Consider the following 24264-nt stretch of genomic DNA (forward strand, 5'->3'; position numbering starts at 1 on the left):
ACTACTTTTCCGTTTCAACAAGACCTTTGACGAACCAGCGCTGCATCAACACGACGACGAGCACCGGCGGCAGCAGCGCGAGAAATGCCATTCCCATGATCAATGGCCATTCTTCGTAGGCATCGGGCGCCCGCATGAGGCGGCCGATGGCCAGAACGATGGTCTGGTATTCCGGTTCGGCGGCGATCAGCAGCGGCCAGAGATACTGGTTCCACCCGTAAATGAACTGGATCACGAACATGGCGGCGATGCTGGTGCGGCTCAAGGGGACCAGCACGTCCCAGAAAAAGCGCATCGGGCCGGCGCCGTCGATACGGGCGGCTTCCACCAGCTCGTCCGGCACAGTCATGAAGAACTGGCGGAACAGGAAAGTGGCGGTGGCCGACGCGATCAGCGGCAGGACCAGGCCGGTATAGGTATCGAGCATGCCGAGATCGGCCACCACCTTGTAGGTCGGGATGATGCGTACCTCGACCGGCAGCATCAGGGTGATGAAGATCATCCAGAAGAAAAAGTTCTTCAGCGGGAAGCGGAAATAGACGATCGCGAAAGCCGAGAGCAGCGAGATGATGATTTTGCCGACCGCGATCGCGATCGCCATGATCAGGCTGTTCGACATCAGCGTGAGCGCCGAGGTGCCCCGGCCGACGCCGACGATCTGCGGACCTTCGAGCAGGGCGCGCGCGATATTGGTGAAGAACTCGGAGCCGGGCAGGAGCGGCATCGGCACCTGGGACATGCCCTGCAGGGTGTGCGATGCCGCGATGATCGCGAGGTAGATCGGGAATGCGACGATGATGATCGTCACGATCAACAGCAGGTGGCCGAAGGCATCGGCGACTGGACGGCGCTCGATCATTAGTAGTGGACCTTACGCTCGATATAACGGAACTGCACGACGGTCAGGGCGATGACGATAGCCATCAGGATGACCGACTGGGCCGAGGAACCGCCGAGATCCTGCGCCTCGAACCCGTCGTACCAGACCTTGTAGACCAGAATTTCGGTCGCCTTGGCCGGGCCGCCGCGGGTCAGCGAGTGGATGACGCCGAAGGTCTCGAAAAAGGCGTAGACCACGTTCACGACGATCAGGAAGAACAGCGTCGGGGACAGCATCGGCAGGACGATCGTCCAGAACCGGCGCACCGGGCTGGCGCCGTCGATGGCGGCCGCCTCGATCAGCGATTTCGGGATCGATTGCAGCCCCGCCAGGAAGAACAGGAAATTATAGGAAATCTGCTTCCAGGTCGCCGCGATCACGACGACCAGCATCGCCTGCCCGCCATTGAGCTGGAAATTCCAGTCGACGCCCATCTGCTCGACCAGATAGGCGATGATGCCGGGGCCGGGCAGAAAGACGAAGCCCCAGAGCGCGCCGGCAACGGCGGGGGCAACCGCATAGGGCCAGATCAGCAGGGTCTTGTAGATGGTGGTGCCCCGCACCAGGCGATCGGCGGTGACGGCAAGCAGCAGCGACAGGCTCAGGCCGATCACGGTCACCAGCGAGCTGAACAGCGCGGTGATCTGGAAGGAATGAAGATAGTATTCGTCCTGGAACAGCAGGATGAAATTGTCCAGTCCGACGAAATGGCTGGAAATGCCGAAGGCGTCTTCGCGCTGCATCGACTGGATGATCGCCTGGCTGGCGGGCCAGAAGAAGAAGATCACGGTGATTGCGATCTGCGGCGCGACCAGCAGATACGGCAGGAACTTATTATGAAAGACGACTCGTTTTTCCATGGGGGCATAGAAAAAGCCCGCACCTTATAAAGTCAAGGCGCGGGCTTTCCCTTCAGAACGTTGTTACCGCTTTGCGTCGCGCTCGAACTGGCGGAGCAGGCGGTTGCCACGCTCCACTGCCTCGTCCAGCGCTTCCTTGGGCGACTTCTTGCCCGCCCAGACGGCCTCCAGTTCCTCGTCCATCACATCGCGGATCTGGACGAAGTTGCCGAGTCGCAGGCCCTTGGAGTTCTCCGTCGGGGGATGCAGGGTCATCTGCTTGACCGAGATGTCAGTGCCCGGATTGGCCGTGTAGAAGCCCGAGCTTTTGGTCAGCTCGTAGGCGGCCGGGGTAATCGGCAGATAACCGCTGTTCTTATGCCACCAGCTCTGGATTTCCGGCGAGGAAAGGTAGTCCAGGAAGGCGGCCACGCCCTTGTATTCCTTCGCCGTATGCTTGGCCAGGACCCAGAGCGAGGCGCCGCCGATGATCGAGTTCTGCGGCGCGCCCTTCACGTCGGAGTAATAGGGCAGCATGCTGATGCCCCATTTGAACTTGTTCTTGGTGAAGGAGGCATAGCCCGCCGAGCTTTCCATCAGGATGGCGCATTCGCCGGAAACGAACCGGCCGGTCGACTCGTTCTTGCGCCCGCCATAGACCATCAGGCCTTCCTTCATCCAGTTGGCGAGGTTGGTGATGTGGCGCACATGCAGGGGGCTGTTGAACTTCAGTTCGGTATCCAGCCCATTCATGCCGTTCGCCTTGGTCGCGAAGGGCACATTGTGCAGGGCCGAGAAATTCTCCAGCTGAATCCAGGTTTGCCAGTTGGAGACGAACGGGCAGGAGCTGCCGGACGCCTTCAGCTTTTTCAGCACCGGCTCGAATTCCTGCCAGGTCTTCGGCGGCTTGTTCGGATCAAGGCCGGCCTTCTCGAAGGCGTCCTTGTTGTAATACATCACCGGCGTCGAGGAATTGAACGGGAAGGACAGCATCTTGCCGTCCGACGTGCTGTAGTAGCCGGTCACCGACGCGATGTACGAGGCCGGATCGAACTTGTAGCCGTTCTCCGCCATCAGCTGATAGACCGGCTTGATCGCCCCGCGGGCCGCCATCATGGTGCCGGTGCCGACTTCGAAGACCTGCAGCAGATGGGGGGGCTTGCCGGCGCGGAAGGCGGCCATGGCCGCAGTCATGGCTTCCGGATAATTGCCCTTGTTCGTGGCGATGACCTTGTACTTGTCCTGCCCTTTATTGAACCCGTCCACGATCTGATTGAGCAATTCTCCGCGGGCGCCAGCCATGGCGTGCCACCACTGGATCTCGATGCGCTCCTGTGCGACCGCACCGCCAGCACCGGCTATCATGGCCGTGCCAGCGAACAGTGCGAGCGCCGCGCGGGCGAGTTTCCCTGTCGATTTCATATTGTTGTCTCCAATGCTAATAATCCCACCCGAGTCGGGAGAGGCGACTTTTTTTACGGTTCCATCGACTGCAGTCTTGAGTCGTCTGTGTTACAGTTATATGACAAGGACCTCGGGTTGACCAAGCCTTATTCCGCATCTGTGCAAATCAATGAGGATCGGCTGATCCTCGGCGGGCGCAGCTTCCCTTTCCAGGTCCGGCGCGATACCCGCGCCCGTCGTATGCTGCTGCGGGTCATGCCGCGTGACGGTGCCGTGGTCCTCGTGCTGCCCGTACGGGCCAGCTTGCGATCCGGACAGCAATTCGTCACCGAACATGCCAATTGGATTCTGGCTCGCCAGGATGAGCGGCCGGCCGTCCAGGTTTGGCAGGACGGTGCCGTGCTCCCGCTTTACGGTGCACCGCACATAATCCGCCACCGCCCCGATGCGCGGGGTGGCGTCTGGGTGGAGGGGCAGGAGATCCACGTCAGCGGCCGAAGCGAACATCTGCCGCGCCGCCTGCGCGACTGGCTCAAGCGCCGCGCGCGCGAAGAATTTGGCGCCGCCGCCCGCGACATGGCGGTCGGCCTGGGCGTGGCGGTCAAGCGGGTCACCGTCCGCGATACGCAAAGCCGGTGGGGCAGTTGCTCGGCGCATGGCAACCTGTCCTTTTCCTGGCGCCTGATGCTGGCGCCCGCGGCAGTCGCGCGATATCTGGTGGCGCATGAAGTTGCGCATTTGAAACATATGGATCACAGCATCGCTTTCTGGCGGCTCTGCGCGCAATTGCTGGGCGGCGAAAGCGAATTGCGTGCGGCGCGGACCTGGCTGCGCCGGCATGGCGCGGCGCTGCATCTGCATGGCTGACTGACATGATGCGGGCGCTGCCGCGCGACTCCGTGGCCCTGGTCGTGTTGCTGGGCTGCGTGACGGCCCTTGGGCCGCTGAGTACGGATATGTATCTGCCGTCGCTGCCGGCGATGGCGGCCGTCTTCGGCGCCGATGCGGCCGAAGTGCAGCTGACGCTGAGCGCGTTTCTCGCCGGCTTCGCCGTGACGCAATTGGTCTACGGGCCGGTATCGGACCGCTACGGCCGCCGGCCGACCTTGCTGACAGGGATCGCAATCTTCACCGCCGCCTCGGTCGGCTGCGCCTTCGCCGGCAGCATCGAATGGCTGATCCTGTGGCGTTTTCTGCAGGCGCTGGGGGCCTGCGCGGGCGTTGTCCTTGGCCGCGCCATCGCGCGCGATTTTTACGAGGGGGCCCAGGCGGCCAGGGCGCTGTCGATGATGGCGATGGTGCTCGGCCTTACCCCGGCGGTGGCGCCGATCTTCGGCGGCTATCTGCAGGTGTGGTTCGGCTGGCAGGCCAATTTCCTCGCCATGGCGACGGCGGGCTTGCTGCTTGGGGTTTGCGTGCTGCTGTTCCTGACGGAAAGCAACAGGCACCGCAATCCGGCGGCGATCGCGGTCGGACCGATGCTGCGCAACTTCGCCGCCCTGATCCGGCATCGGCGCTATTGCGGCTATGTGCTGTGCGTCGCGTTCTCCTATGGCGGCATGTTCGCCTTCATCTCCGGCTCTTCGTTCACGTTGAGCCGTGTCTTCGGGGTCGGAGAGACGGTATTCGGTTTCTGTTTCGCGTTGACGGTGTTCGGCTATATCTGCGGCGGGATGCTGGGCGCCCGGCTGACCGCGCGGCCCGGCGTCGATGCGATGTTGCGGCTGGGGACGATCTTCTGCGCCTGCGGCGGCGGCATGCTGGCGCTGCTGCAAACCTATGCCTGGGCCGAAGGCCTGCACTGGCATTGGTTCAGCCTGATCGGGCCCGTCATGCTCTATACGGCCGGTCTCGGCCTGACCATGCCGCAGGGGCAGGCCGGTGCGCTGCAGCCATTCCCGCGGATGGCCGGCAGTGCCGCTTCGCTGATGGGGTTCATTCAGATGACGGTCGGTGCGGTCACCGGCATTCTGGTCGGCCATACGCTCGATGCGACGGCCTTGCCGCTGAGCTATGCGATGGCCGCGATGGGCGCCGCGACCTTTCTGTCGTATGCCATCATCTTGCGCCGACGGCCGCAGTAGAGGGCTCGTCGGGCGGCAGTTTGCTGAGCAGCCAGTTCTCCAGGCGGCGCAGCAACTCGGGATCCAATTCGCCTTCCAGACCGGCATCCTCTTCGCCGCGCAGCGGCTTCAGGTTGTGGCTGGTCTGAGGCAGGGTGATCAGGGCATGGTCATCGTCGGGGCGCTGCTGCAACGCCTGATCGAGAGCCAGCGCATCCTTTTCGGTCGAGATTTGCCGGTCGGCTTCGCCTTGTAGCAATAGAACCGGCCCGTTGAAATTCCGCGCCAGCCGCAAAGGGTCCAGCCGCATGACTGCTTGCCAGAACGGCCCGATGTAAGACGGATAGAAGGCGGCGAGGCCCGTCGGAACGTCGTCGGGAACTTTGCCGGTATCCCGGATCGCCTTGACGATGCGGTCGTTGGCGGCGAGGTAGAAACGGCGCTGATGCTGCGTGGCCTTCTGCTGCTTCAGCGCGCGCTCGATCTGATCGCGCAGGACGGCATCCATCCGTCGTCCGGGCGTGCTGATCAGCACCAATGCGTGCGGCGCATCTTCGCCGCGCAGGCGGGAAGCAAGATCGAGCGCCAATAACCCGCCTTCGGAATGGCCGAGCAAAGCCATCCTGTTCGGATCGATGGCCGGCTGCTTGCGCAGGAATTCGTAGCCGGCGTAGGCGTCGTCGATGAAATGGTTCCAGCCGAAGAACGCGGCGTAATCGGCGGTATTCGCCGGCAGGCTGGCTGCATTGGCATACATGCCGCGCTTGTCGTAGCGCAGCGATGCGATGCCGTGCTGCGCCAGGGCTTCGGCGATCTGACGCATGAGGTCGGTGCGGATATTCGGCGGCTGGTTGCCGTCGCGGTCCGTCGGGCCGCTGCCTTGCAGGAAAATGGCGGCCGGGATTTTCGTGCCCGGCTCGGCCGGGAGCGTCAGCGTTCCGGCCAGTTGGACGCCGTCGCTGCTGGTGAAGATCACCTGCTGGTTTATCACGCTCTCGGCGGCGAGCAGCGGCCGCGCGGCACCGAGTAGCAGCAGAAGGAGTATGGTCCAGAACCGCATGTCACCGGTTTACCGGCTGGGGGCCGGTTTGCCAAATCATTCGCGGCTGTCCCGGTTGGGCAGCCGGCTCGACGATCTCCGCGGCCGGCGGCCTTGGCGGCGGCGGGGCGGGCGGCGGCGCTGCCGCTTCGGCCTTGCCGCTGAAGGTGCGCACCAGGCGATCCCACAGCGAAGGCAGGCTGAAACCGCGCTGCGGCGGCTCGGGCAGGGCATGCGGCGGCACGCCTTTCAGGGCGCGCAGCATGAAGCTGTGCCAGATCTGCGCCGGCAGCCCGCCGCCGGTCACCTTCCTGGTCGGGCTGTTGTCGTCGTTGCCGACCCAGATGCCGGCGATCAGATCCGGGGTATAGCCGATGAACCAGGCATCGCGGTAATCCGATGTCGTGCCGGTCTTGCCCGCAGCCGGCCGGCCGATCTGGGCCGCGCGGCCGGTGCCATACTCGATGACGCTGTGTAGCATGTCGTTGAGATCGCCGAGCGTGTCGCTGGCGATCATATGCGCATAGGCGCCGCTCTCGGTACGGCGATACAGCAGATGGTTCTGCCCATCGCGGATTGCGAGAACGCCATAGGGCTGGACGGCATAGCCGCCATTGGCGAAAGCCGCATAGGCGGCGGTAAGCTCCAGCACGCCGACCTCAAAGGAGCCGAGCGCCAGCGACGGCTCCGGCTTCAGGTCGCTGGTGATGCCGAGGCGCCTCGCTGTCTCGATTACCTTGTCGCGGCCGACCTTTTCATCGACCTGCACGGCGACGGTATTCGCCGAACGCGCGACGGCGTCACGCAATGTGATGTTGCCGGCATATTTGCCGTCATAATTATGCGGCTTCCAGTTGCCGACGCTGATCGGGCCGTCGAAGACCTGATCGTCCGGCGTAAAACCGTTCTGCAGCGCCGTCAGATAGACGATGGGCTTGAACGCCGAACCGGGCTGCCGGCGTGCCTGGGTTGCCCGGTTATAGGGGCTGTCCAGATAGTCCCGGCCGCCGACCATGGCGCGCACGGCGCCGTCAGGTCCCAGCGCGACCAGCGCCGCCTGCTCAACGTTGAGCTTTTCGCCGCTCTTGTCCAACGCGGTTTCGACGGCGTCCTCGGCCTGACTCTGCAAACGGGCGTCCAGCGTGGTGTAGACGACGAGATCGGGATGGCTGCGGCCGACCAACTGGTAGATTTCATCGACCACCCAATCCGCGAAATAGCGCGCGCTCGGCAGGGGCGTGCGCGTGCGGGCGAGCTGGGCCGGCCTGGCGATGGCGGCATCCGCCGTCGCTTCGCCAATGAAACCGGCGGCGACCATGTTGCGCACGACCTGGGCCGCCCGGGTCTGGGCGGATTTGATGTTGCCGGTCGGGGCGAACCGCGAGGGCGCCTTGAGCAGGCCGATCAGCATGGCCGATTCCGCCAGGCTGAGTTTCGACGCGGGCTTGTCGAAATACCGCTCCGCCGCCGCCTCGACGCCGTAGGCGCCGGCACCGAAATAGACCCGGTTGAGATACATCTCCAGGATCTGGTCCTTGCTGAACTTGCGCTCCAGCCAGAAGGCGAGCAGCAGCTCCTGCACCTTGCGCTTGAGCGTGCGGTCGCGGTCGAGGAAGACGTTCTTGGCAAGCTGCTGCGTCAGGGTCGAGCCGCCCTGCACGACATGGCCGGCCCGCAGATTGGCGTAGGTGGCGCGGGCCAGGCCGATCGGGTCGATGCCGAAATGGCTGTAAAAGCGGCGATCCTCGGTGGCGATCAGCGCCTGTGGCAGGTATTTCGGCAAAGCCTTCAGCGGCTGGTGCTCGCCGTAAAGATCGCCATAGGTGGCCAGCACCATGCCATCGGCGGCCTTCAGCGTGATCGAGCTGCGCCGCTCGACGACATAGAGATCGTCAAAGTCGGGCAGGTCGTAGGCATACCAGCCGACGATCCCCGCCAGGGCGACCAGGCCCCAGATGCCGGCCAGCAGGGCAAGGCGCAGCAATCGGCTGAGCCAGCTGCGGCTGGCGCTGCGGCGGGCTGGTTTGCGGCTGGCTTTCTTACCACTCGATGAGCGAGGCGACTGACGAGCCATAACTGGGCATTCAACTCTTTAAATTTGCTTCTCGATGGAAAGTCCGAGCGGCCAGGAGAGCGACCTTGGGGTCGCCGCGGTGTCTGGCAGGGGAATATGTCGGGTTTAGGGCAACAAGGGTTGACGGTCGATGAAATTTGATATGTTATAAGATAACATTTGCAATGGATGCCAGATGAAGAGCCTGCGAGGGACAGCCGAGTTCGACCTCCCCGTGGCGGTGCTTGCCGCTTCGGCCTGGACGCGCGTGCTTCTGCTGTTGCCCCTGCTGGCGATCCTCTGGCTGGCCGTAGCCTGGGCGATGGGCGAATGAACAGCTTGGCAGGAACGATGGCGAGCCTGGCCGGCGAGATCAGGCTGCGGAATCTGACCGTCAGCTACAACCGGCATCCGGCGGTGCACCATGTCAGCGGCCGCTTCGCCCCCGGATCGCTGACCGCCATCGTCGGGCCCAATGGAGCAGGCAAATCGAGCCTGCTGAAAGCCATCGTCGGATTGCTGCCGGCCGCCGACGGGGCGATCGAGCGCGATCATCTGCAGCCGGCCGACATCGCCTACCTGCCGCAGCAGGCCAATATCGACCGGGCCTATCCGATTTCGGTGCTGGAACTGGCGCTGCTTGGTCATTGGCGGCGTTCCGGCGCCTTCGGCGGGGTCGGACGCAAGGGCATCGCGGCCGCGCGGACGGCGTTGCAGGCGGTCGGACTGGAAGGATTCGAGGACCGGCCTATCGCCAGCCTCTCGGTAGGCCAGCTGCAGCGCGCCATGTTCGCCCGCGTGCTGGTGCAGGATGCGAAGGTGATCCTGCTGGACGAGCCGTTCAACGCGCTGGATGCGCGCACCATCGCCGACCTGTTGGGCCTGTTGCAGCGCTGGCATGGCGAGCGGCGCACCGTGATCGCCGTCCTGCACGATTTCGATCTGGTGCGGCGGCATTTTCCCCAGGCGCTGTATCTGGCGCGCCGGCTGATCGCCTGGGGCCGCGCTGAGACCGTCCTGACGGCGGAGAATCAGCTGGCGGCCCGGCGCATGGCGGAATCCTGGGACGAGCAGGCCGCCATTTGCCATACCGATACCCACACCCATACCGGCCACGCCGCCTGATCCCGGCGCTTGTTTTTCGATGGAAGCGCAGATGAGCGCCAACATGGTCTACGACTTCCTTGCCGGGCCTTTCGCCGATTTTCCCTTCATGCGGCGGGCGCTGGTGGCCTGCTTTGCACTGGCGCTGGGCAGCGCGCCGATCGGCGTGGTGCTGATGCTGCGACGGATGAGTCTGTTCAGCGAGGCGATGAGCCATGCGATCCTGCCGGGCGCCGCCATCGGCTTCCTGATCGCGGGCTTTTCCCTGCCGGCAATCAGCATCGGCGGCATCGTCGCCGGCCTCGTCGTGGCCCTGGCCGCCGGCGCCGCCACCCGCGCCACCGATCAGCGGGAAGACGCCAGTCTCGCCGCCTTCTACCTGATTGCGCTGGCGCTGGGCGTGACGCTGATCTCGACCCGGGGCTCCGCCGTCGACGTGCTGCATTTGCTGTTCGGTTCGATCCTGGCGGTCGACAGGCCGGCCCTGCTGCTGGTCGGCAGCATCGCCAGCCTCAGCCTGCTGATCATGGCTGCGATATACCGCCCCCTGCTGGTCGAGGGCTTCGATCCCGATTTCCTGCGCAGCGTGCGCGGGCAGGGCGCCATCTATCATTTCATCTTTCTCGGCCTGGTGGTCGTCAACCTGATGGCGGCGTTCCAGGCGCTGGGCAGCCTGATGGCGGTCGGGCTGATGATGCTGCCGGCCGCGGCGGCCCGCTACTGGACCCGCTCGCTGGTTTCGGCCATGGCGCTCGCCGCCCTGCTGGCGGCCCTATCCGGCTATTGCGGCTTGCTGCTGTCGTTCTATGCCGACATTCCCTCGGGGCCAGCCATCGTGCTGGCCGCCGGCACGGCCTATCTGATTTCGCTGGCGATCGGGCGGCAGGGCCTGATTCTGCACTGGCATCGCCGCCACCTGGAAGCATAGGCAAGCGGGCGCCGCCTCGAAAAAAATGCCGCCGGCCTGTACGGCTCCGGCGGCACGCATGGGGGGAGGGAAGAACCTCACAGAGCGTCGTCGTCGGTCTCGCCGGTGCGGATGCGGAGGGCTTTCTCGAGATCGAGGACAAAAATCTTGCCATCGCCGATCTGCCCCGTCTTGGCGGCGGTCTGGATCGCTTCGACCACGCGGTCGGCCAGGGCGGACTTCACCGCCACTTCGATCTTGACCTTGGGCAGGAAACTCACCGCGTATTCCGCCCCACGGTAGATCTCGGTATGGCCCTTCTGCCGTCCGAATCCTTTCACTTCCGTGACGGTCAGACCCTCGACGCCCAGACTGGTAAGAGCCTCGCGTACCTCGTCGAGCTTGAATGGCTTGATGACTGCCATGACCAGTTTCATGTCTCGCACTCCTCAACGTTGTCGGCCGATTTCGAGGTTCCAGCCCGTCCGGCTGTATCGTCTGGCCACCCCCTTCAAAAAGCGTGCCGGGTTGTGCTGGCCGGGTCAGGTGCCACTTATAGCCCGCTCCGCATCCGGCCGTGAAGTGGAGCGAATCGATTATTGCCCGATTTTCAACGTTGAGGCTCAAATATTAGGCAATCGGTGGCCTGACGGTGTCTCGCTTGGCCTGGACCAATGCGCGGCCTTCGCGGCCATGCAGGAAGCCGTTGGAGAAGCGGAATTGCGGCGCCAGGCCGGCCAGCGCTTCCGCCACACTGCCCGGATCGGCTTTGCCGTCGAGGAGCAGCCGGAACTGGCGCGCCACGGCGACCATGTCGACGCTCTGCGGCGACAGGCGGAAATACCTAACGCCCGCTTCCATCAGCATCGGAATCTCCCGGCTTAGATCGAGACAGGTATGCGACATGGTCTGGGTGCCGTTGATCGCCAGGAACGGCTCGCCGTCGAGCGTCGCAACCGAGCGGCCATCCGGATCGTTGCCGCACACGAAGCGGCAGGAATCCTTATGCAGGCCATGGGCCCGGGCATGGAAGCATCGCGCCGAGATTGCCAGCGGCAATCGTCCGAACGCCAGAACCTCGAGCGGCATCGGCGATGCGGCCGCCAATGCGAAGACGGCTTCGCCGGGCAGTTCCGGCGGCAGGCAGACGCGTTCCGCGCCCTGCCGGGCCAGATAGTCCAGCGTGCCTTCATTATAGACGTTCACGAAGGGGCCGATGACATGCGGCCGGCCGGCGAGACTGCGCAGCGCACCGATATCGTTGGCTTCGATCGGCAATGCCGGATCGTCTGCCGTGGCGGCGATCTGATCCGCCGTCATCCTGGCCTCGCGCTCGGTCATCACCAGGGCGCGGCTGGAGAGAATGACGGCCTTGCCGCCGCGCTGCAGCCGCTCGATGATCTCCGGCAGCACCGGATCGACGAAGGGCGCCCGTTTCGAGCAGACGATCTCGCCGACATGCACGATGTCGACCGGCGCTTCATCGGCGATACGGGCATAGAAGTCCTGCAACCGTTCGGCCGGCCAGTGAAACAGGACCGGGCCCAATACCAAGCGAGCCGTCATCGCCAATCTTTCCGGTATGCGCCTGAGGTTTCCTGCTGGCCTTCCGCCAGCTGCCGCAGCGCCGCGGTGGCGGCCGGCACCGTAACGCCGGCGGCAAGACCGTCGACCAGGCTGCGGAACTGGCGCACCACCTCGGCCACATAGGCGCGGCCGCGCTGCCGCCCTTCGATCTTCAGGGCCTTCACGCCGGCGGCGGCGAGATCCTTGAGTATGTCGCCGGTGCTCAGGCTGGTCGGCTCCTCGAACAGGTAGCTCGCATATTCGCCGACCACGAAGCGGCCCTTGCACAGCGTCGGATAGCCGGCTTTTTCGCTCTGCTCGAAAACATTGATGGTCGAGCCGCCCAGCTTGGAGACGAGGGCGCCGCCGCGCTGTTCGTAGCGCACATGGCTGGCTGGCGAGCAGACGCCCTGCCGGTTCGGCGACTGGCCGGTGACATAGGAGGACAGGGAGCAGCGGCCCTCGGCCATCGGGCACATGCCGCCGAAGGCAAATACCTCCGTTTCGACCGGTATCCGCCTGGTCAATTGCCCGATCTCGGCGACCGTCAGCACGCGCGGCAGGACCACGCGCCGCACGCTGAAAGCCTCGTGGTAGAACCGGATCGCCTCCGCATGCGAGGCCGCGGCCTGCACCGACAGATGCAGCCGCAGCTTCGGATGCTTTTGCGCGGCGTAATCCAGAAGGCCGATATCGGCGATGATCACCGCATCGGCGCCCAGTTGCGCGGCATCGTCGATCGCCCGGTGCCAGACATCCTGCTTGCCGGCGGCGGCATAGGTATTGATGGCGACGAAAACGCCGCGGCCGCGCTGATGGGCATAGGCGATGCCGTCGCGCAATTCGCTGCGGCTGAAATTCAGGCCGGGAAAGTTGCGGGCGTTGGTTTCGTCGCGAAAGCCGACATAGACCACATCGGCGCCGGCATCGACGGCATCGCGCAAGGCGGCGGGCGTGCCGGCCGGGCAGACCAGTTCGAGCGGAGCGGTCTTCATGCTGGCCTGCGGATGGTCCGGACGAGACCGATCGCGCGGCGGGCGATGCGCTCCGCCGGCGCGGCAAGCGGGCCGAACTGCGCGGCGATGTCGGCAATCAGGTCGATGCCGGCCTCGTCGACCGCATTCCGCAGGGCGACGACGACATTCATGTCGCCCTCGACGATCAGGTCGCGCGAGAAAAACAGGGCGTCGCCGTCCAGCTTGCCCTGCAGGAGGCGCAGGAGCGTCAGGATATCGGCGCGGATGACGGCGTCGGCATTGCGCTGATCCCGAGGGGAGAGCAGCGTTACGCGCGGCGCTGCGGGCGGCGTCTGCAGCGTCAGGAGCAAAGGATAGGGCATGTCCTGCGCGACGATCAGGCAGCGGGTGCCGGCGAATTCGGCCAGACGGTCCAGTACCGTGCCATGACGGCGGGCGAGCAGTTGCGACAGCCGGTTGAGCAGAATTTCGGCGATGGGCCCCGCTCCGGGCGGCAGCGGCATGGTCCGCCAGGGCGATGGTCGAGCAATCATCATCTGCACACTCCTGCCGACTGAGAACAGGAGCGTCACTTAGAAGGGCTGGGCTGGAACGTCGTTGACGTGCATCAAAGAGGAGGCCGTTGCGGGCCTCCTCTTCAGGCAGGTGATGGCGAGTCGCGATTAAGCGACCAGGCGATTGGCCGCCGAGGTCACCGCCTTCAGCGAAGCCGTGACGATATTGCGGTCGCGGCCGATGCCGAACAGCGTGCGTCCGTCCGGCCGCTTGACCTCGACATAGGCCACGGCTTCCGAGGACGCGCCGCTATCGGCCGTCCGCTGCGTGATCGCATGTTCGCGATAGTCCACCAGCGTGATGTCTATGCCGGCATGGCGGCCGAGGGCATCGATATAGGCGTCGATCGGCCCCGTCCCCTGACCTTGCAATTCGATGGTCTGCTGTCCGTCGCGGATGCTGGCGGTGAGGTTGCGCCGTTCGCTCTTATGCGGATCGGGCAGCGTGCGATGCCCGATGAAGCTGAAGCGCCCGGCCGGCTGCGAGAGGTATTCCTCTTCGAAGGACGTCCAGATCAGCTGCGGCGAAATCTCCTTGCCGGTTTCGTCCGCAATCTTCTGGATCACCTGGCTGAACTCGATCTGCAGCCGGCGCGGCAGTTCGAGGCCGTAATCATGCTCCATCACATAGGAGATGCCGCCCTTGCCCGACTGGCTGTTGATGCGGATCACCGGCTCGTAGGCGCGGCCGACATCGGCCGGATCGATCGGCAGGTAGGGGACTTCCCAGATGCCGTCATTGCGCTGGGCCTGCGCCGTCATGCCTTTCTTGATCGCATCCTGGTGCGAGCCGGAGAAGGCGGTGAACGCCAGTTCGCCCACGTAAGGATGGCGCGGATGGATCGGCAACTGATTGCAATACTCCGCCGTGCGCGCGGCCGCCGTGATGTCGCTGAAGTCGAGTTTCGGATCGACGCCCTGGGTGAACAGGTTCATCGCCAGGGTCACGACATCGACATTGCCGGTACGCTCGCCGTTGCCGAACAGAGTCCCCTCGACGCGGTCGGCGCCGGCCATGACGCCCAGCTCGGCGGCGGCCACGCCGGTGCCGCGGTCGTTATGCGGATGCAGACTGAGGATGATGCAATCGCGGTTCTTCACCTTGCGCAGGAAATACTCGATCTGGTCGGCATAGATGTTCGGCGTACTCATCTCCACCGTAGCCGGCAGGTTGATGATCATCCGCTTCTGCGGCGTCGGCTGATAGACATCCATCACCGCCTCGCAGATCTCGACGGCATAGTCGAGCTCGGTGCCGGTGAAGCTTTCCGGCGAATACTGGAAGATCCAGTCGGTCTCCGGCGCCGCATCGGCAAGCTGCTTGACCAGTTTCGCGCCGTCGACGGCGATCTGGGTGATGCCGGCCTGATCGAGGCCGAAGACGACGCGACGCTGCAGGGTCGAGGTCGAGTTGTACAGGTGCACGATGGCGCGCCGGGCGCCTTTCAGCGCCTCGAAGGTGCGAATGATCAGTTCCGGCCGCGCCTGGGTCAGCACCTGGATGGTGACATCATCGGGGATGAGGTTTTCCTCGATGATCTGGCGCACGAAGCCGAAGTCGGTATCGGAGGCGGCGGGAAAGCCGACCTCGATCTCCTTGAAGCCGAGCTGCACCAGGGTTTCGAACATCCGGCGTTTGCGTTCCGGCCCCATCGGCTCGATCAGCGCCTGATTGCCGTCGCGCAGATCGACGCTGCACCAGATCGGCGCCTCGGTGATGGTCCTGTTCGGCCAGGTCCGGTCCGGCAGGTGAACGGGCTGGAACGGTCGGTACTTGTGAAAGGGCATGGGATTCATGATTCGCTCCTGAGGCGAAAAGGGTTGGCGTTCGACGGATAAGGGCCGGATTACGGCCGCCGAGGGGCCCGCGGGCTCAGCGGCCGCCGATAAGTCGAAGCGCCGGAAGGAGAAGGGTCAGGAGCGCAGGCGCAAACCGGCCTGGAACGGAATCGCAGGCTGCGAAGCGGGGGAAAACAGCGATTTGCGGAAATATGGACATGGAAACCGACCGACTGGTTCGACAGACACGCGTTCAGAACTCCCGACCCTGCTCACAGGATCGGGCAGCTAAGAAGCAGCGTGCGAAGTCGGCGGTTGGTGTTCATATCGCCAACAAATTGCCAGTCTGTTGGCGCCACGTCAAGCCGACCGTTGCCCGAGCCGCCCCACCTCGGTAATGTCCCCGCATCTCAGGGGCTTGGCCCTAAACAAGTCTGGGAAGAGGGCATGAAAAAGGTCTATCCGAACGCGAAAGCGGCGTTGGACGGCATCGTCCGCGACGGAATGATGGTGATGTGCGGCGGCTTCGGCCTCTGCGGCGTCCCTGACAAGCTGATCGACGCGCTGATGGAAAGCGGCGTCAAGAATCTCACCTGCGTGTCGAACAATGCCGGCGTCGATGGCGCCGGCCTCGGCAAGCTGCTGGCCTCGCGGCAGATCAAGAAGATGATCTCGTCCTATGTCGGCGAAAACAAGATCTTCGCCCAGCAGTATCTGGCCGGCGAGCTGGAACTCGAATTCAACCCCCAGGGCACGCTGGCCGAGCGCATCCGTGCCGGCGGGGCGGGCATTCCGGCCTTCTTCACCAAGACCGGGGTCGGCACGGTGATCGCCGAAGGCAAGGAAGAGCGCACCTTCAACGGGCAGCGCTACATCATGGAGACCGGCCTGGTCGCCGATCTCTCGCTGGTCAAGGCCTGGAAAGGCGATACCGCCGGCAACCTCGTCTATCGCAAGACGGCGCGGAACTTCAATCCGGCCATGGCCACGGCCGGCCGGATCACGGTGGCCGAAGTCGAGGAACTGGTCGAACCGGGTCAGCTCGATCCCGACCTGATCCATACGCCGGGCATCTACGTGCAGCGCATCATCTGCGGGGCGCCGTACGACAAGAAGATCGAAAACCGCACCGTGCGCAAGCGCGCCTGAGCCGAGGAGGAGAGCATATCATGGCTTGGACCCGCGAAGAGATGGCCGCCCGTGCTGCCAAGGAATTGCGCGACGGCTTTTACGTCAATCTCGGCATCGGCATTCCGACGCTGGTATCGAACTACATCCCCGAAGGCATAGATGTCGTGCTGCAATCCGAGAACGGCATGCTGGGCATGGGGCCTTTCCCCTATGAAGGCGACGAGGATCCCGACCTGATCAATGCCGGCAAGCAGACGGTCACCGAGCTGCCGCATTCGAGCTTTTTCGGCTCGGACCAGTCGTTCGCGATGATCCGCGGCGGCCATATCGACCTGTCGATCCTGGGCGCCATGCAGGTCGCCGAGAACGGCGATCTCGCCAACTGGATGATCCCGGGCAAGATGGTCAAGGGCATGGGCGGCGCGATGGACCTGGTGGCGGGCGTCAAGCGCGTCGTCGTCGTCATGGAGCACACGTCCAAGGACGGGGAAAAGAAGCTGCTCAGGCGCTGCACGCTGCCGCTGACCGGCGCCGGCGTGGTCGATATGGTGATCACCGATCTTGCCGTGTTCACCATCGACAAGAAGAAGGGCGGCATGGTGCTCATCGAGCGCGCCCCCGGCGTTTCGCTGGCCGATATCGAGCGCAACACCGAGGCGGCATACACGGTGGCCGACACGGCAAAATAGCAGCGCAAGCTTTCGCGAAAACGAAAGCCCCGGCATCGCCCGGGGCTTTTTGTTATCTCCGCCGGGCTTTCTTCGAATTTGGCGGCCTCGCCGGACCGCAAATGGTCACCGCGGCGGTTGTGCCGATTTCATTCGACAAGTGTTGTTGACGATGAAGCCGGAGCCGGTCGGCGCCGCGCCCAAGATGCGTCTGCGTCCCGGACCGGAAATGTCGTTGCTTGGCTGGCTGCAACACGGCTGCAGCCGAAGGAGGTGGCCATGATTGCGCGTCGCGTTTTCATCGCTTTGTTGACCCTATCCGCTGTAGCCGCCTGCGCTCCGACACCGAGCGCGGTCACCGGCACGGTGTCCTACCGCGAGCGGCTTGTCGTGCCCGCCGACTCGGTGGTCGTGGTGCGGCTGGAGGACGTTACCCGCGGGACCGGATATCCGACGGTCGTGTCCGAGCAGCGCATCGTGCCGGTCTCGAACCAGCCGGTTCGCTTCTCGCTGCCATATTCGCCGGCGGATATCGATCCGCATGGCACATACGTCGTGAATGCCTGGATCGAGGAAGGCGGGCGGATTCTCTTCCGCAACGCCAGTCTCAACCAGGTGCTGACCAAGACGGCGCCGCGCAGCAACGTCCATGTCGAGCTCGAACAGGTCGTCGCCACCATGCCGGCGCCTCCGGGCACGACGACGACCACCGTGGTCCCGTCGAGCGGCGGCACGGTGATCGTGCAGCCCAATACGGGCACGACGATTGCGCCGGCGCCGGCAACGACCACCACGACGACAAGTCCGCCGGCCAGCGTGGTGATTCCGCCCGCGCGGTAAGTGCGGGTGCGCTAGGGACAGGGCGCTTCGCGGAAAGCGTAGATGCGATCGTCCAGCGGCGTGAAATCGGCGTGGTCGCGCTTTTCGACGCCATCGACCAGCCATCGCGGCGACAGATAGGTCTGATAGATCAGGCAGACCATCTGTCCGTCGCGCTTGACGCGGCTGTATTCCGCCTTGGCCGCCCAGCGGCCGTCCGGCAGCAGCAGCCGGGTTTCGCCGCCGGCCACGGCTATCCGCCAGTGCAGCGGCGCGCCGTCGCGGACGGCAAGCGTCACCATGCCGGGCACCGGCGGCAGGAGCACGGCCTCGGCGAGAATATGGCCGCCGGCCAGCACGGTTCCGGCCTCGAAACGGAGCGGCGGCGCCGGCGATTCCGCCGCATATGCGGCGAAAGCCGTCAGGGCCGCAGGGAATGCGGCGGCGCGGACGATGCTGAACCAGTCCATGCCGCATCATAGCACAATTCGGCTGTTCAGGGTTGATTGCGTGCTTTTTCCAGCCAGGTCCTGGCTTTATCGCGATGCTCGTCGGTGATGCTGCTTTCCACGGCCTTGATGGCGGCGAGAATGACGGCAATGTCGTCGCCGTAACCCATGGCGCCGAAGAAATCGGGAATGAAGTCGAACGGCACAATGAAATAGCCGAGGGCGCCGAACAGGATCGCCTTGGCGCTCGCCGGTGTCTTCGGATCGACGGCGGCGAAAAAGGCGGCAAGGAACGTCTCGGCGAAAGGCAGATAGCTCAGGGTCGCCTTGAACTTGCGCCAGAAGCGGCGCACAAGCCGCGGCTCCTCCTGTGCCAGCCGGGCGGGGTCGGCGGGCAGTTGGTAGGTCGGCGGATTGGGGTCTTCGCTCACGCTCCAGATATGGGAAGCGGCCGCGGGCGGCGCAAGATCGCTTCTGTCGGGGGCTGGGCTGTGGCATGCTGACCGCAGCAAAGGAGCAGGCAGGCGGCATGGGAAGATTGCTGAGGCGCGTCGTTCCGGCGGTTGCCATTGCCGTGGCAGGCCTGTTCGTCTGCGCCGGGTCGAATGCCCGGGCGGACAGTCCGCTGGCTCTGGTGACCGGCGATAATTACCCGCCCTTCGCCGACGAGAAGCTGGCCGAAGGCGGCACGGCCACGGCGCTGGTCAGGCGGGTCTTCGACCTGATGGGGCGGACGACCACGGTGACCTTCCGGCCGTGGCGCCGCGGCTATGAGGAAATGCTGCATGGCCGCTTCGATGCGAGCTTTCCTTATGTGCGCACGACAGAGCGCGAACGCGACGTGCTGTATTCGCTGCCGATCGTCACGGTCCGGCAGGAGGTCTTCATGGCTGCGGACAGACGGTTCGCCTTCGCCGGCGCAGCGGATCTCAAAGGGCGGCGGATCTGTGCGGCGCTGGGCTATGCCTTGCCGGCGGACCTGCAGCAGATGCTGGAGCGGGGCGAGATCGAGCGCACGACCCCGGCCAATTCCGAATCCTGTCCCGGCATGCTGGCGGCCGGGAGGGTTGATTTCTTCCTGCAGGACAAGCGTATCGGCACGGCGCTGATCGACAGGGCCGGCATACCGGCCGGCGCGATCGTCGTGGCGCCGACGCCTTACGCAACGGCATCGCTGCATCTCATCGTCCCGCGCGGCCATGCCCAGGCTTCCCGCCTGATCGGCGATTTCAATGCGGCGCTGCGCCGCTTGCAGGCGAGCCCGGAATACGAGCGGCTGCTGGCCCTCAACTAGACCTGCGGCTATCGCCAAGTGTCCGGCGATCTGCTAGAACCCGCCCAATCGTTGCAAAGGCAAATGATCAGGAGGAAGATTCATGCAATTGCAGGGCGTTGGCGCGATCGTCACCGGCGGTGCCTCGGGTCTGGGCGCCGCTACGGCGCGGGAACTGGCCAAGGCTGGCGCGAAGGTCGCCATTTTCGACATGAATGCCGAACAGGGCGAAAAGGTCGCCCGGGAGATCGGCGGCGCCTTCGTCAAATGCGATGTGGCGGACGGCCCGGGCGGCGAGGCTGCGGTGAAGGATGCGATCGCCAAGGTCGGTCCGGTCCGCGTGCTCGTCAATTGCGCCGGCGTCGGCACGCCGATGAAGGCGGTGAGCAAGGACGGCCCGGTCGCGCTGGAGAAGTTCGTCCGCGTCGTGCAGATCAATCTGGTCGGCACCTTCAACATGGTCCGCCTCGTGGCGCATCACATGCAGCAGCAGCCGGCGCTTGCCGATAACGAGCGCGGCGTGATCGTCAACACCGCCTCGGTGGCGGCGTTCGACGGCCAGATCGGCCAGCCCGCTTACGGCGCCTCCAAGGCCGGCGTGCATGGCATGACGCTGCCGCTGGCGCGCGAATTCGCCCAGTTCGGCATCCGCGTCTGCACGATTGCGCCGGGCCTGTTCAACACGCCGATGATGGCGGCGCTTCCGCCCGAGGCGCAGGAAAGCCTCGGCAAATCGGTGCCGTTCCCGCAGCGGCTGGGTAAGCCGGAGGAATATGCCGCTTTGGCGCGCCATATCTGTGAAAATGTGATGCTGAATGGCGAAACCATTCGTCTCGACGGCTCGATCCGCATGGCGCCGCGCTAAGGCGTTAAGCGGTTCTTATATCGTAAAGATCGACGGCCGCTGGATCCTTCCGGCGGCCGTTTTTCTTTACGCTATTCGGCCCGGCCGAACACTTGCCCGGGCGGGCATTTCCCGCTACCCCTTGGGCCGCGCATTTCCACCCCTGACTTCAGCCATTTCCGGAGGTTTCCCATGGCGCGCAAGAAAATCGCCCTGATCGGCGGCGGCAATATCGGCGGCACGCTGGCGCTGCTGGCCGGGCTCAAAGAACTCGGCGATATCGTGGTCTTTGACGTGGTGGAAGGCCTGCCACAGGGCAAGACGCTCGACATCGCCCAGGCCGGCGCGGTCGAGGGCTTCGATGCCGCGCTGTCCGGCACGCAGGATTACAAGGACATTGCCGGCGCCGATGTCATCATCGTCACGGCTGGCGTGGCGCGTAAGCCCGGCATGAGCCGCGACGACCTGCTCGGCATCAACATCAAGGTCATGCAGGCGGTCGGCGCCGGCATCAAGCAGCATGCGCCGAACGCTTTCGTCATCTGCATCACCAACCCGCTCGACGCGATGGTCTGGGTGCTGCGCGAAGTCTGCGGCCTGCCGCATAACCGCGTGGTCGGCATGGCCGGCGTGCTCGACTCCGCCCGCTTCCGCCACTTCCTCGCCGAGGAATTCAAGGTTTCGGTCACCGACGTGAATGCCTTCGTGCTCGGCGGCCATGGCGACACCATGGTGCCGCTGATCCGCTATTCGACCGTGGCCGGCATCCCGGTGCCGGACCTGATCAAGATGGGCTGGTCGACCCAGGAGCGCATCGACAAGATCGTCCAGCGCACCCGCGACGGCGGCGCCGAGATCGTCGGCCTGCTCAAGACCGGCTCGGCCTTCTACGCGCCGGCCTCCTCGGCGATCGAGATGGCGGAAGCCTATCTGAAGGACAAGCGCCGCGTGCTGCCCTGCGCCGCCTGGCTGAACGGCGAGTATGGCGTGAAGGGCATGTATGTCGGCGTGCCGGTGGTGCTGGGCGCCAACGGCGTCGAGAAGGTGGTCGAAATCCAGCTCAATGCCGAAGAAAAGAAGATGTTCGATCACTCGGCCAATGCCGTGAAGGGCCTGGTCGATGCCTGCAAGCAGATCGACGGCTCGCTCGGCAAGTAAGCTGAGTTTCCTTCCGATGAACGACGCGGCGCGCCAGAACCCATCCGGCGCGCCGTTTTTCTTTCCCGCCGCCCTGGCCGCGGCCTTGCTGATGGCTGGCCTGTATCTTCTGTTGCCGCCGCTGGCGGCACCCCTGTGGCCGACCGCTGCCGTCAAAGGCGCCGTCTGCCCATGTCTTGCCCTGGCCTTATGGGCGAGCCGCGGCGGCGACCGGCCGGCTTTGCTGGGCGGTCTGGCGCTGCTTGCCTCCGCAGCGGGCGACGTATTGCTGGCGGCGGACGGCGCGCGCCTCTTCGTGCCGGGGCTTGCCGCCTTCCTGGTTGCCCATCTGCTTTATATCGCGCTGTTCGTCATCGGCGGCCGGGCTGCCGGCCGGATGACGCCGATCCGATGGGCGCTCGCGGCGGCGATCCTGTTCCATGCGGTCGGCATGGCGATCTTTCTGGCGCCTCATCTCGGCCGCATGGCCGTACCGGTTTACGCCTATCTCGTCGTCATCAGCATGATGGGGTTGAGCGCGGTGCGGCTCGGCCGGTGGCTCGTCATTTTCGGTGCGCTCAGCTTCATGCTGTCGGATTCCCTGCTCGCGCTGAACAAATTCGTCCAGCCGATTTCTCATATCGGGCCGGCGATTTGGATCGCCTATGTCGCGGCGCAGGGTATGATCGTTCTCGGCTGGCGCAATCGCGGCGGCGCCGTTCAGTGACCCGTTAACGGACAAGAGGAGAAGCCATGCGGCTCATCATCGCCATCTTCCTGCCCTTCCTGCTGTTCTTCACCATTGGCCGGCCGATCGCCGGCATCATCTGCCTGATCCTGCAGATCACGCTGATCGGCTGGCTGCCGGCGGCGCTCTGGGCCATCTACGCCCTCGGCCAGTACAACACCGCCAAGCAGATCGAGCGGGCGGCGGGCGGTAGCGACTGACGCTATTCCGCTGAGGGCGCGGCGAACTCCACCGTCTCGTAGGGCAGGGGTTCGATGCCGAGTTTGGCGAACAGCTTTTCGTCGCGGTCCTGGCCCGGATTCTTCGTCGTCAGCAGCTTCTCGCCCAGGAACAGCGAGTTGGCGCCGGCGAGGAAGCAGAGCGCCTGCAGCTCGTCGCTCATCTGCTCGCGGCCGGCGGAGAGCCGAACCATCGAAGCCGGCATGACGATGCGGGCGACCGCGATCATGCGCACGAAGTCGATGCCGTCAGGCTTCGTCCTGCCATGCAGCGGCGTACCTTCCACCTGGATCAGCATGTTGATCGGCACGCTTTCGGGGTGCGCCGGCAGGGTAGCCAGGCTGTGCAGCAACCCGACGCGATCGTCGGCCTGCTCGCCCAGGCCGACGATGCCGCCGCAGCAGACCTTAAGGCCGGCATCGCGGACATGGCTCAGCGTATCCAGGCGGTCCTGAAAGGTCCGCGTGGTGATGATCTCGCCGTAGAATTCCGGCGAGGTGTCGAGGTTATGGTTGTAGTAGTCGAGGCCGGCCTCACCGAGGCGCCGGGCCTGCTGCGGCGTCAGCATCCCCAAGGTTGCGCAGGTCTCCAGCCCGAGGGCTTTCACTTCGCTGATCATGGCGCAGACCTGATCGAGGTCGCGGTCCTTCGGATTGCGCCAGGCCGCGCCCATGCAGAAGCGGCTGGCGCCATTCGCCTTCGCCGCCCGCGCCGCCGCCAGGGTGGCTTCGACCGCCATCAGCTTTTCGGCCTTCACGCCGGTATCGAAGGCGGCGCTTTGCGGACAATAGGCGCAGTCCTCCGGGCAGCCGCCGGTCTTGATGCTGAGCAATTGGCTCATCTGCACCCGATTGGCGGGAAAATGGCGGCGATGGACCTGCTGCGCCAGGAACAGAAGGTCGTTGAACGGCAATGCGAACAGGGCCGCAATCTCCGCGCGAGTCCAGTCATGGCGCGGTTTCGCCTCGGCGCATTGCCGCTTCAGGTCTTCAATATCCACCTGCGTGACGTCCATGGTCGGGCTCTCCACCGTCTTGACTGCGCCCCTGCCGTAGCCCGTGGCGGCGGCGCTGTCCAGTGCCGGGGCCAGGCGATCCCCGCACTTCGTCTTGCCGCCCAATGGGCGCTAGTCTACGCTCGACGCATGATGACAGCAGGCAAAACCGGCGCAGAACCGGCACTCACAATCATCATCGCCGATGATCACCCTCTGGTGCGCGAGGCGCTGGGGCAGGCGCTGCGCCAGGCTATGAACGGCGTCGAGGTGATCGGTGCGGCAGACCTGGATGGCGCCCGTCAGGCGCTGGAGGCGCGTGAAAGTGTCGACCTCCTGATCCTGGATCTCGATATGCCCGGGATGGACGGCTTTGCCGGTCTGGCCTCGGTGCGCGCCAGCCATCCGGCGGTGCCGGTGGCGATCGTCTCGTCCACGCGCGATCCCGCCGTCATGCGCCGTGCCATCGAATTCGGCGCCGCCGCCTTCGTGCCGAAATCGGCCGCCCTGGATACCATCGCCAGTGCGCTGCAATCCGTCCTCGACGGCGAGATTTGGCTGCCGCCCGAACTGGAATCGAGCGACGGTACCGTGCCGGACGATTTCGCGCGGCGGGTGAGCGAACTGACGCCGCAACAGCTTCGCGTGCTCACCTTGCTGCGGCAGGGCAAGCTGAACAAGCAGATCGCGCATGAATTGTCGGTCGGCGAGGCCACGGTGAAGGCGCATGTCACCGCCATCCTGAAGAAGCTTGGCGTACGCAGCCGCACGCAAGCCGTCATCGCCGCCCGGCATTTTTCCTTCGACGACAAATAGG

Annotated in this window: 27 protein-coding genes; 14 read left to right on the forward strand and 13 right to left on the reverse strand. The window is 64.7% G+C overall.

The features are described from left to right. Window position 1: 1 nt before the first annotated feature. The 3 genes from ugpE to ugpB all read right to left on the reverse strand — a co-directional run bounded on the left by ugpE (window position 2) and on the right by ugpB (window position 3021). On the reverse strand, window positions 2-859 hold the full coding sequence (gene ugpE / locus VF194_RS04590; RefSeq protein ID WP_330888489.1) for a sn-glycerol-3-phosphate ABC transporter permease UgpE: 858 nt from the start codon (window positions 857-859) through the stop codon (window positions 2-4). Further along, the gene (gene ugpA / locus VF194_RS04595; protein ID WP_330888491.1) at window positions 859-1740 is read right to left on the reverse strand and encodes a sn-glycerol-3-phosphate ABC transporter permease UgpA; all 882 of its coding nucleotides are present in this window, start codon (window positions 1738-1740) and stop codon (window positions 859-861) included. Before ugpA ends, ugpE begins: the two co-directional genes overlap by 1 nt. Window positions 1741-1803: 63 nt before the next feature. Beyond that, entirely contained in the window at window positions 1804-3021 is a 1218-nt protein-coding gene (ugpB, locus tag VF194_RS04600) for a sn-glycerol-3-phosphate ABC transporter substrate-binding protein UgpB (RefSeq protein WP_330888492.1), read from the reverse strand. A gap of 3 nt (window positions 3022-3024) precedes the next feature. On the opposite strand from ugpB, the gene VF194_RS04605 reads away from it, so the two are divergent. Next, window positions 3025-3990, forward strand: coding sequence for a SprT family zinc-dependent metalloprotease (locus VF194_RS04605; RefSeq protein WP_330888494.1), 966 nt, complete (start codon window positions 3025-3027; stop codon window positions 3988-3990). A gap of 5 nt (window positions 3991-3995) precedes the next feature. Further along, window positions 3996-5207 (forward strand): multidrug effflux MFS transporter, encoded by a 1212-nt coding sequence (locus tag VF194_RS04610; RefSeq protein ID WP_330888496.1) that lies wholly within the window; start codon window positions 3996-3998, stop codon window positions 5205-5207. On the opposite strand, the gene VF194_RS04615 is transcribed toward VF194_RS04610, so the two are convergent. Together VF194_RS04615 and VF194_RS04620 are read right to left on the reverse strand one after the other, a co-directional pair. Beyond that, entirely contained in the window at window positions 5182-6246 is a 1065-nt protein-coding gene (locus tag VF194_RS04615) for an alpha/beta hydrolase family protein (RefSeq protein ID WP_330888498.1), read from the reverse strand. The genes VF194_RS04610 and VF194_RS04615 overlap by 26 nt on opposite strands. Window position 6247: 1 nt before the next feature. Further along, entirely contained in the window at window positions 6248-8209 is a 1962-nt protein-coding gene (locus VF194_RS04620; protein ID WP_330888500.1) for a penicillin-binding protein 1A, read from the reverse strand. A 265-nt stretch (window positions 8210-8474) separates the two neighbouring features. Between VF194_RS04620 and VF194_RS04625 the strand changes: the two genes are divergently transcribed. Genes VF194_RS04625 through VF194_RS04635 form a run of 3 tightly spaced genes read left to right on the forward strand, consistent with a single transcriptional unit; the run spans window position 8475 to window position 10310 of the window. Next, window positions 8475-8612: a hypothetical protein gene (locus VF194_RS04625; protein WP_330888502.1), complete on the forward strand. Its 138-nt coding sequence runs from the start codon at window positions 8475-8477 to the stop codon at window positions 8610-8612. Then, window positions 8609-9403 (forward strand): ABC transporter ATP-binding protein, encoded by a 795-nt coding sequence (locus tag VF194_RS04630; RefSeq protein WP_330888505.1) that lies wholly within the window; start codon window positions 8609-8611, stop codon window positions 9401-9403. The genes VF194_RS04625 and VF194_RS04630 overlap by 4 nt, the downstream gene beginning before the upstream one ends. 31 nt (window positions 9404-9434) lie before the next feature. Further along, window positions 9435-10310, forward strand: coding sequence for a metal ABC transporter permease (locus VF194_RS04635; protein WP_330888506.1), 876 nt, complete (start codon window positions 9435-9437; stop codon window positions 10308-10310). 77 nt (window positions 10311-10387) lie between these two features. On the opposite strand, the gene VF194_RS04640 is transcribed toward VF194_RS04635, so the two are convergent. The 5 genes from VF194_RS04640 to leuA all read right to left on the reverse strand — a co-directional run bounded on the left by VF194_RS04640 (window position 10388) and on the right by leuA (window position 15183). Further along, entirely contained in the window at window positions 10388-10726 is a 339-nt protein-coding gene (locus tag VF194_RS04640; protein WP_330888508.1) for a P-II family nitrogen regulator, read from the reverse strand. Window positions 10727-10919: 193 nt separating this feature from the next. Then, window positions 10920-11855, reverse strand: coding sequence for a ubiquinone anaerobic biosynthesis protein UbiV (gene ubiV / locus VF194_RS04645; RefSeq protein WP_330888510.1), 936 nt, complete (start codon window positions 11853-11855; stop codon window positions 10920-10922). Continuing rightward, window positions 11852-12850 (reverse strand): ubiquinone anaerobic biosynthesis protein UbiU, encoded by a 999-nt coding sequence (gene ubiU, locus VF194_RS04650; RefSeq protein ID WP_330888512.1) that lies wholly within the window; start codon window positions 12848-12850, stop codon window positions 11852-11854. Before ubiU ends, ubiV begins: the two co-directional genes overlap by 4 nt. Further along, the gene (gene ubiT / locus VF194_RS04655) at window positions 12847-13368 is read right to left on the reverse strand and encodes a ubiquinone anaerobic biosynthesis accessory factor UbiT (RefSeq protein WP_330888514.1); all 522 of its coding nucleotides are present in this window, start codon (window positions 13366-13368) and stop codon (window positions 12847-12849) included. The genes ubiU and ubiT overlap by 4 nt, the downstream gene beginning before the upstream one ends. Window positions 13369-13494: 126 nt before the next feature. Next, the gene (gene leuA, locus VF194_RS04660) at window positions 13495-15183 is read right to left on the reverse strand and encodes a 2-isopropylmalate synthase (protein ID WP_330888516.1); all 1689 of its coding nucleotides are present in this window, start codon (window positions 15181-15183) and stop codon (window positions 13495-13497) included. A gap of 429 nt (window positions 15184-15612) precedes the next feature. On the opposite strand from leuA, the gene VF194_RS04665 reads away from it, so the two are divergent. The 3 genes from VF194_RS04665 to VF194_RS04675 all read left to right on the forward strand — a co-directional run bounded on the left by VF194_RS04665 (window position 15613) and on the right by VF194_RS04675 (window position 17804). Continuing rightward, window positions 15613-16314, forward strand: coding sequence for a CoA transferase subunit A (locus VF194_RS04665; RefSeq protein ID WP_330888518.1), 702 nt, complete (start codon window positions 15613-15615; stop codon window positions 16312-16314). Between the two features lie 20 nt (window positions 16315-16334). Beyond that, window positions 16335-16985: a 3-oxoacid CoA-transferase subunit B gene (locus VF194_RS04670; RefSeq protein WP_330888520.1), complete on the forward strand. Its 651-nt coding sequence runs from the start codon at window positions 16335-16337 to the stop codon at window positions 16983-16985. Window positions 16986-17243: 258 nt separating this feature from the next. Then, complete coding sequence (locus VF194_RS04675) at window positions 17244-17804, forward strand: YbaY family lipoprotein (protein WP_330888522.1); 561 nt, start codon at window positions 17244-17246, stop codon at window positions 17802-17804. A gap of 11 nt (window positions 17805-17815) precedes the next feature. On the opposite strand, the gene VF194_RS04680 is transcribed toward VF194_RS04675, so the two are convergent. Next, window positions 17816-18253, reverse strand: a complete 438-nt coding sequence (locus VF194_RS04680) for a hypothetical protein (protein ID WP_330888524.1) — start codon at window positions 18251-18253, stop codon at window positions 17816-17818. Window positions 18254-18279: 26 nt separating this feature from the next. Further along, window positions 18280-18663: a YkvA family protein gene (locus tag VF194_RS04685; protein WP_330888526.1), complete on the reverse strand. Its 384-nt coding sequence runs from the start codon at window positions 18661-18663 to the stop codon at window positions 18280-18282. A 98-nt stretch (window positions 18664-18761) separates the two neighbouring features. Between VF194_RS04685 and VF194_RS04690 the strand changes: the two genes are divergently transcribed. From VF194_RS04690 to VF194_RS04710, 5 genes are all read left to right on the forward strand, one after another. Next, complete coding sequence (locus VF194_RS04690; protein WP_330888527.1) at window positions 18762-19526, forward strand: substrate-binding periplasmic protein; 765 nt, start codon at window positions 18762-18764, stop codon at window positions 19524-19526. An 82-nt stretch (window positions 19527-19608) separates the two neighbouring features. Beyond that, window positions 19609-20370, forward strand: a complete 762-nt coding sequence (locus tag VF194_RS04695; protein WP_330888529.1) for a 3-hydroxyacyl-CoA dehydrogenase — start codon at window positions 19609-19611, stop codon at window positions 20368-20370. 171 nt (window positions 20371-20541) lie between these two features. Beyond that, on the forward strand, window positions 20542-21507 hold the full coding sequence (mdh, locus tag VF194_RS04700) for a malate dehydrogenase (RefSeq protein ID WP_330888531.1): 966 nt from the start codon (window positions 20542-20544) through the stop codon (window positions 21505-21507). A gap of 16 nt (window positions 21508-21523) precedes the next feature. Further along, window positions 21524-22213, forward strand: coding sequence for a lysoplasmalogenase (locus VF194_RS04705; protein WP_330888533.1), 690 nt, complete (start codon window positions 21524-21526; stop codon window positions 22211-22213). A gap of 26 nt (window positions 22214-22239) precedes the next feature. Next, entirely contained in the window at window positions 22240-22434 is a 195-nt protein-coding gene (locus tag VF194_RS04710) for a YqaE/Pmp3 family membrane protein (protein WP_330888535.1), read from the forward strand. Between the two features lie 2 nt (window positions 22435-22436). Here the strand turns inward: VF194_RS04710 and bioB are convergent, their stop codons facing one another. Beyond that, window positions 22437-23468, reverse strand: coding sequence for a biotin synthase BioB (gene bioB / locus VF194_RS04715; protein WP_330888537.1), 1032 nt, complete (start codon window positions 23466-23468; stop codon window positions 22437-22439). A gap of 129 nt (window positions 23469-23597) precedes the next feature. On the opposite strand from bioB, the gene VF194_RS04720 reads away from it, so the two are divergent. Beyond that, the gene (locus VF194_RS04720) at window positions 23598-24263 is read left to right on the forward strand and encodes a response regulator transcription factor (RefSeq protein ID WP_330888539.1); all 666 of its coding nucleotides are present in this window, start codon (window positions 23598-23600) and stop codon (window positions 24261-24263) included. The last annotated feature ends 1 nt before the right edge of the window (window position 24264 follow it).

The sequence above is a fragment of the Ferrovibrio sp. genome (genome assembly GCF_036381655.1).
GTDB lineage: Bacteria > Pseudomonadota > Alphaproteobacteria > Ferrovibrionales > Ferrovibrionaceae > Ferrovibrio.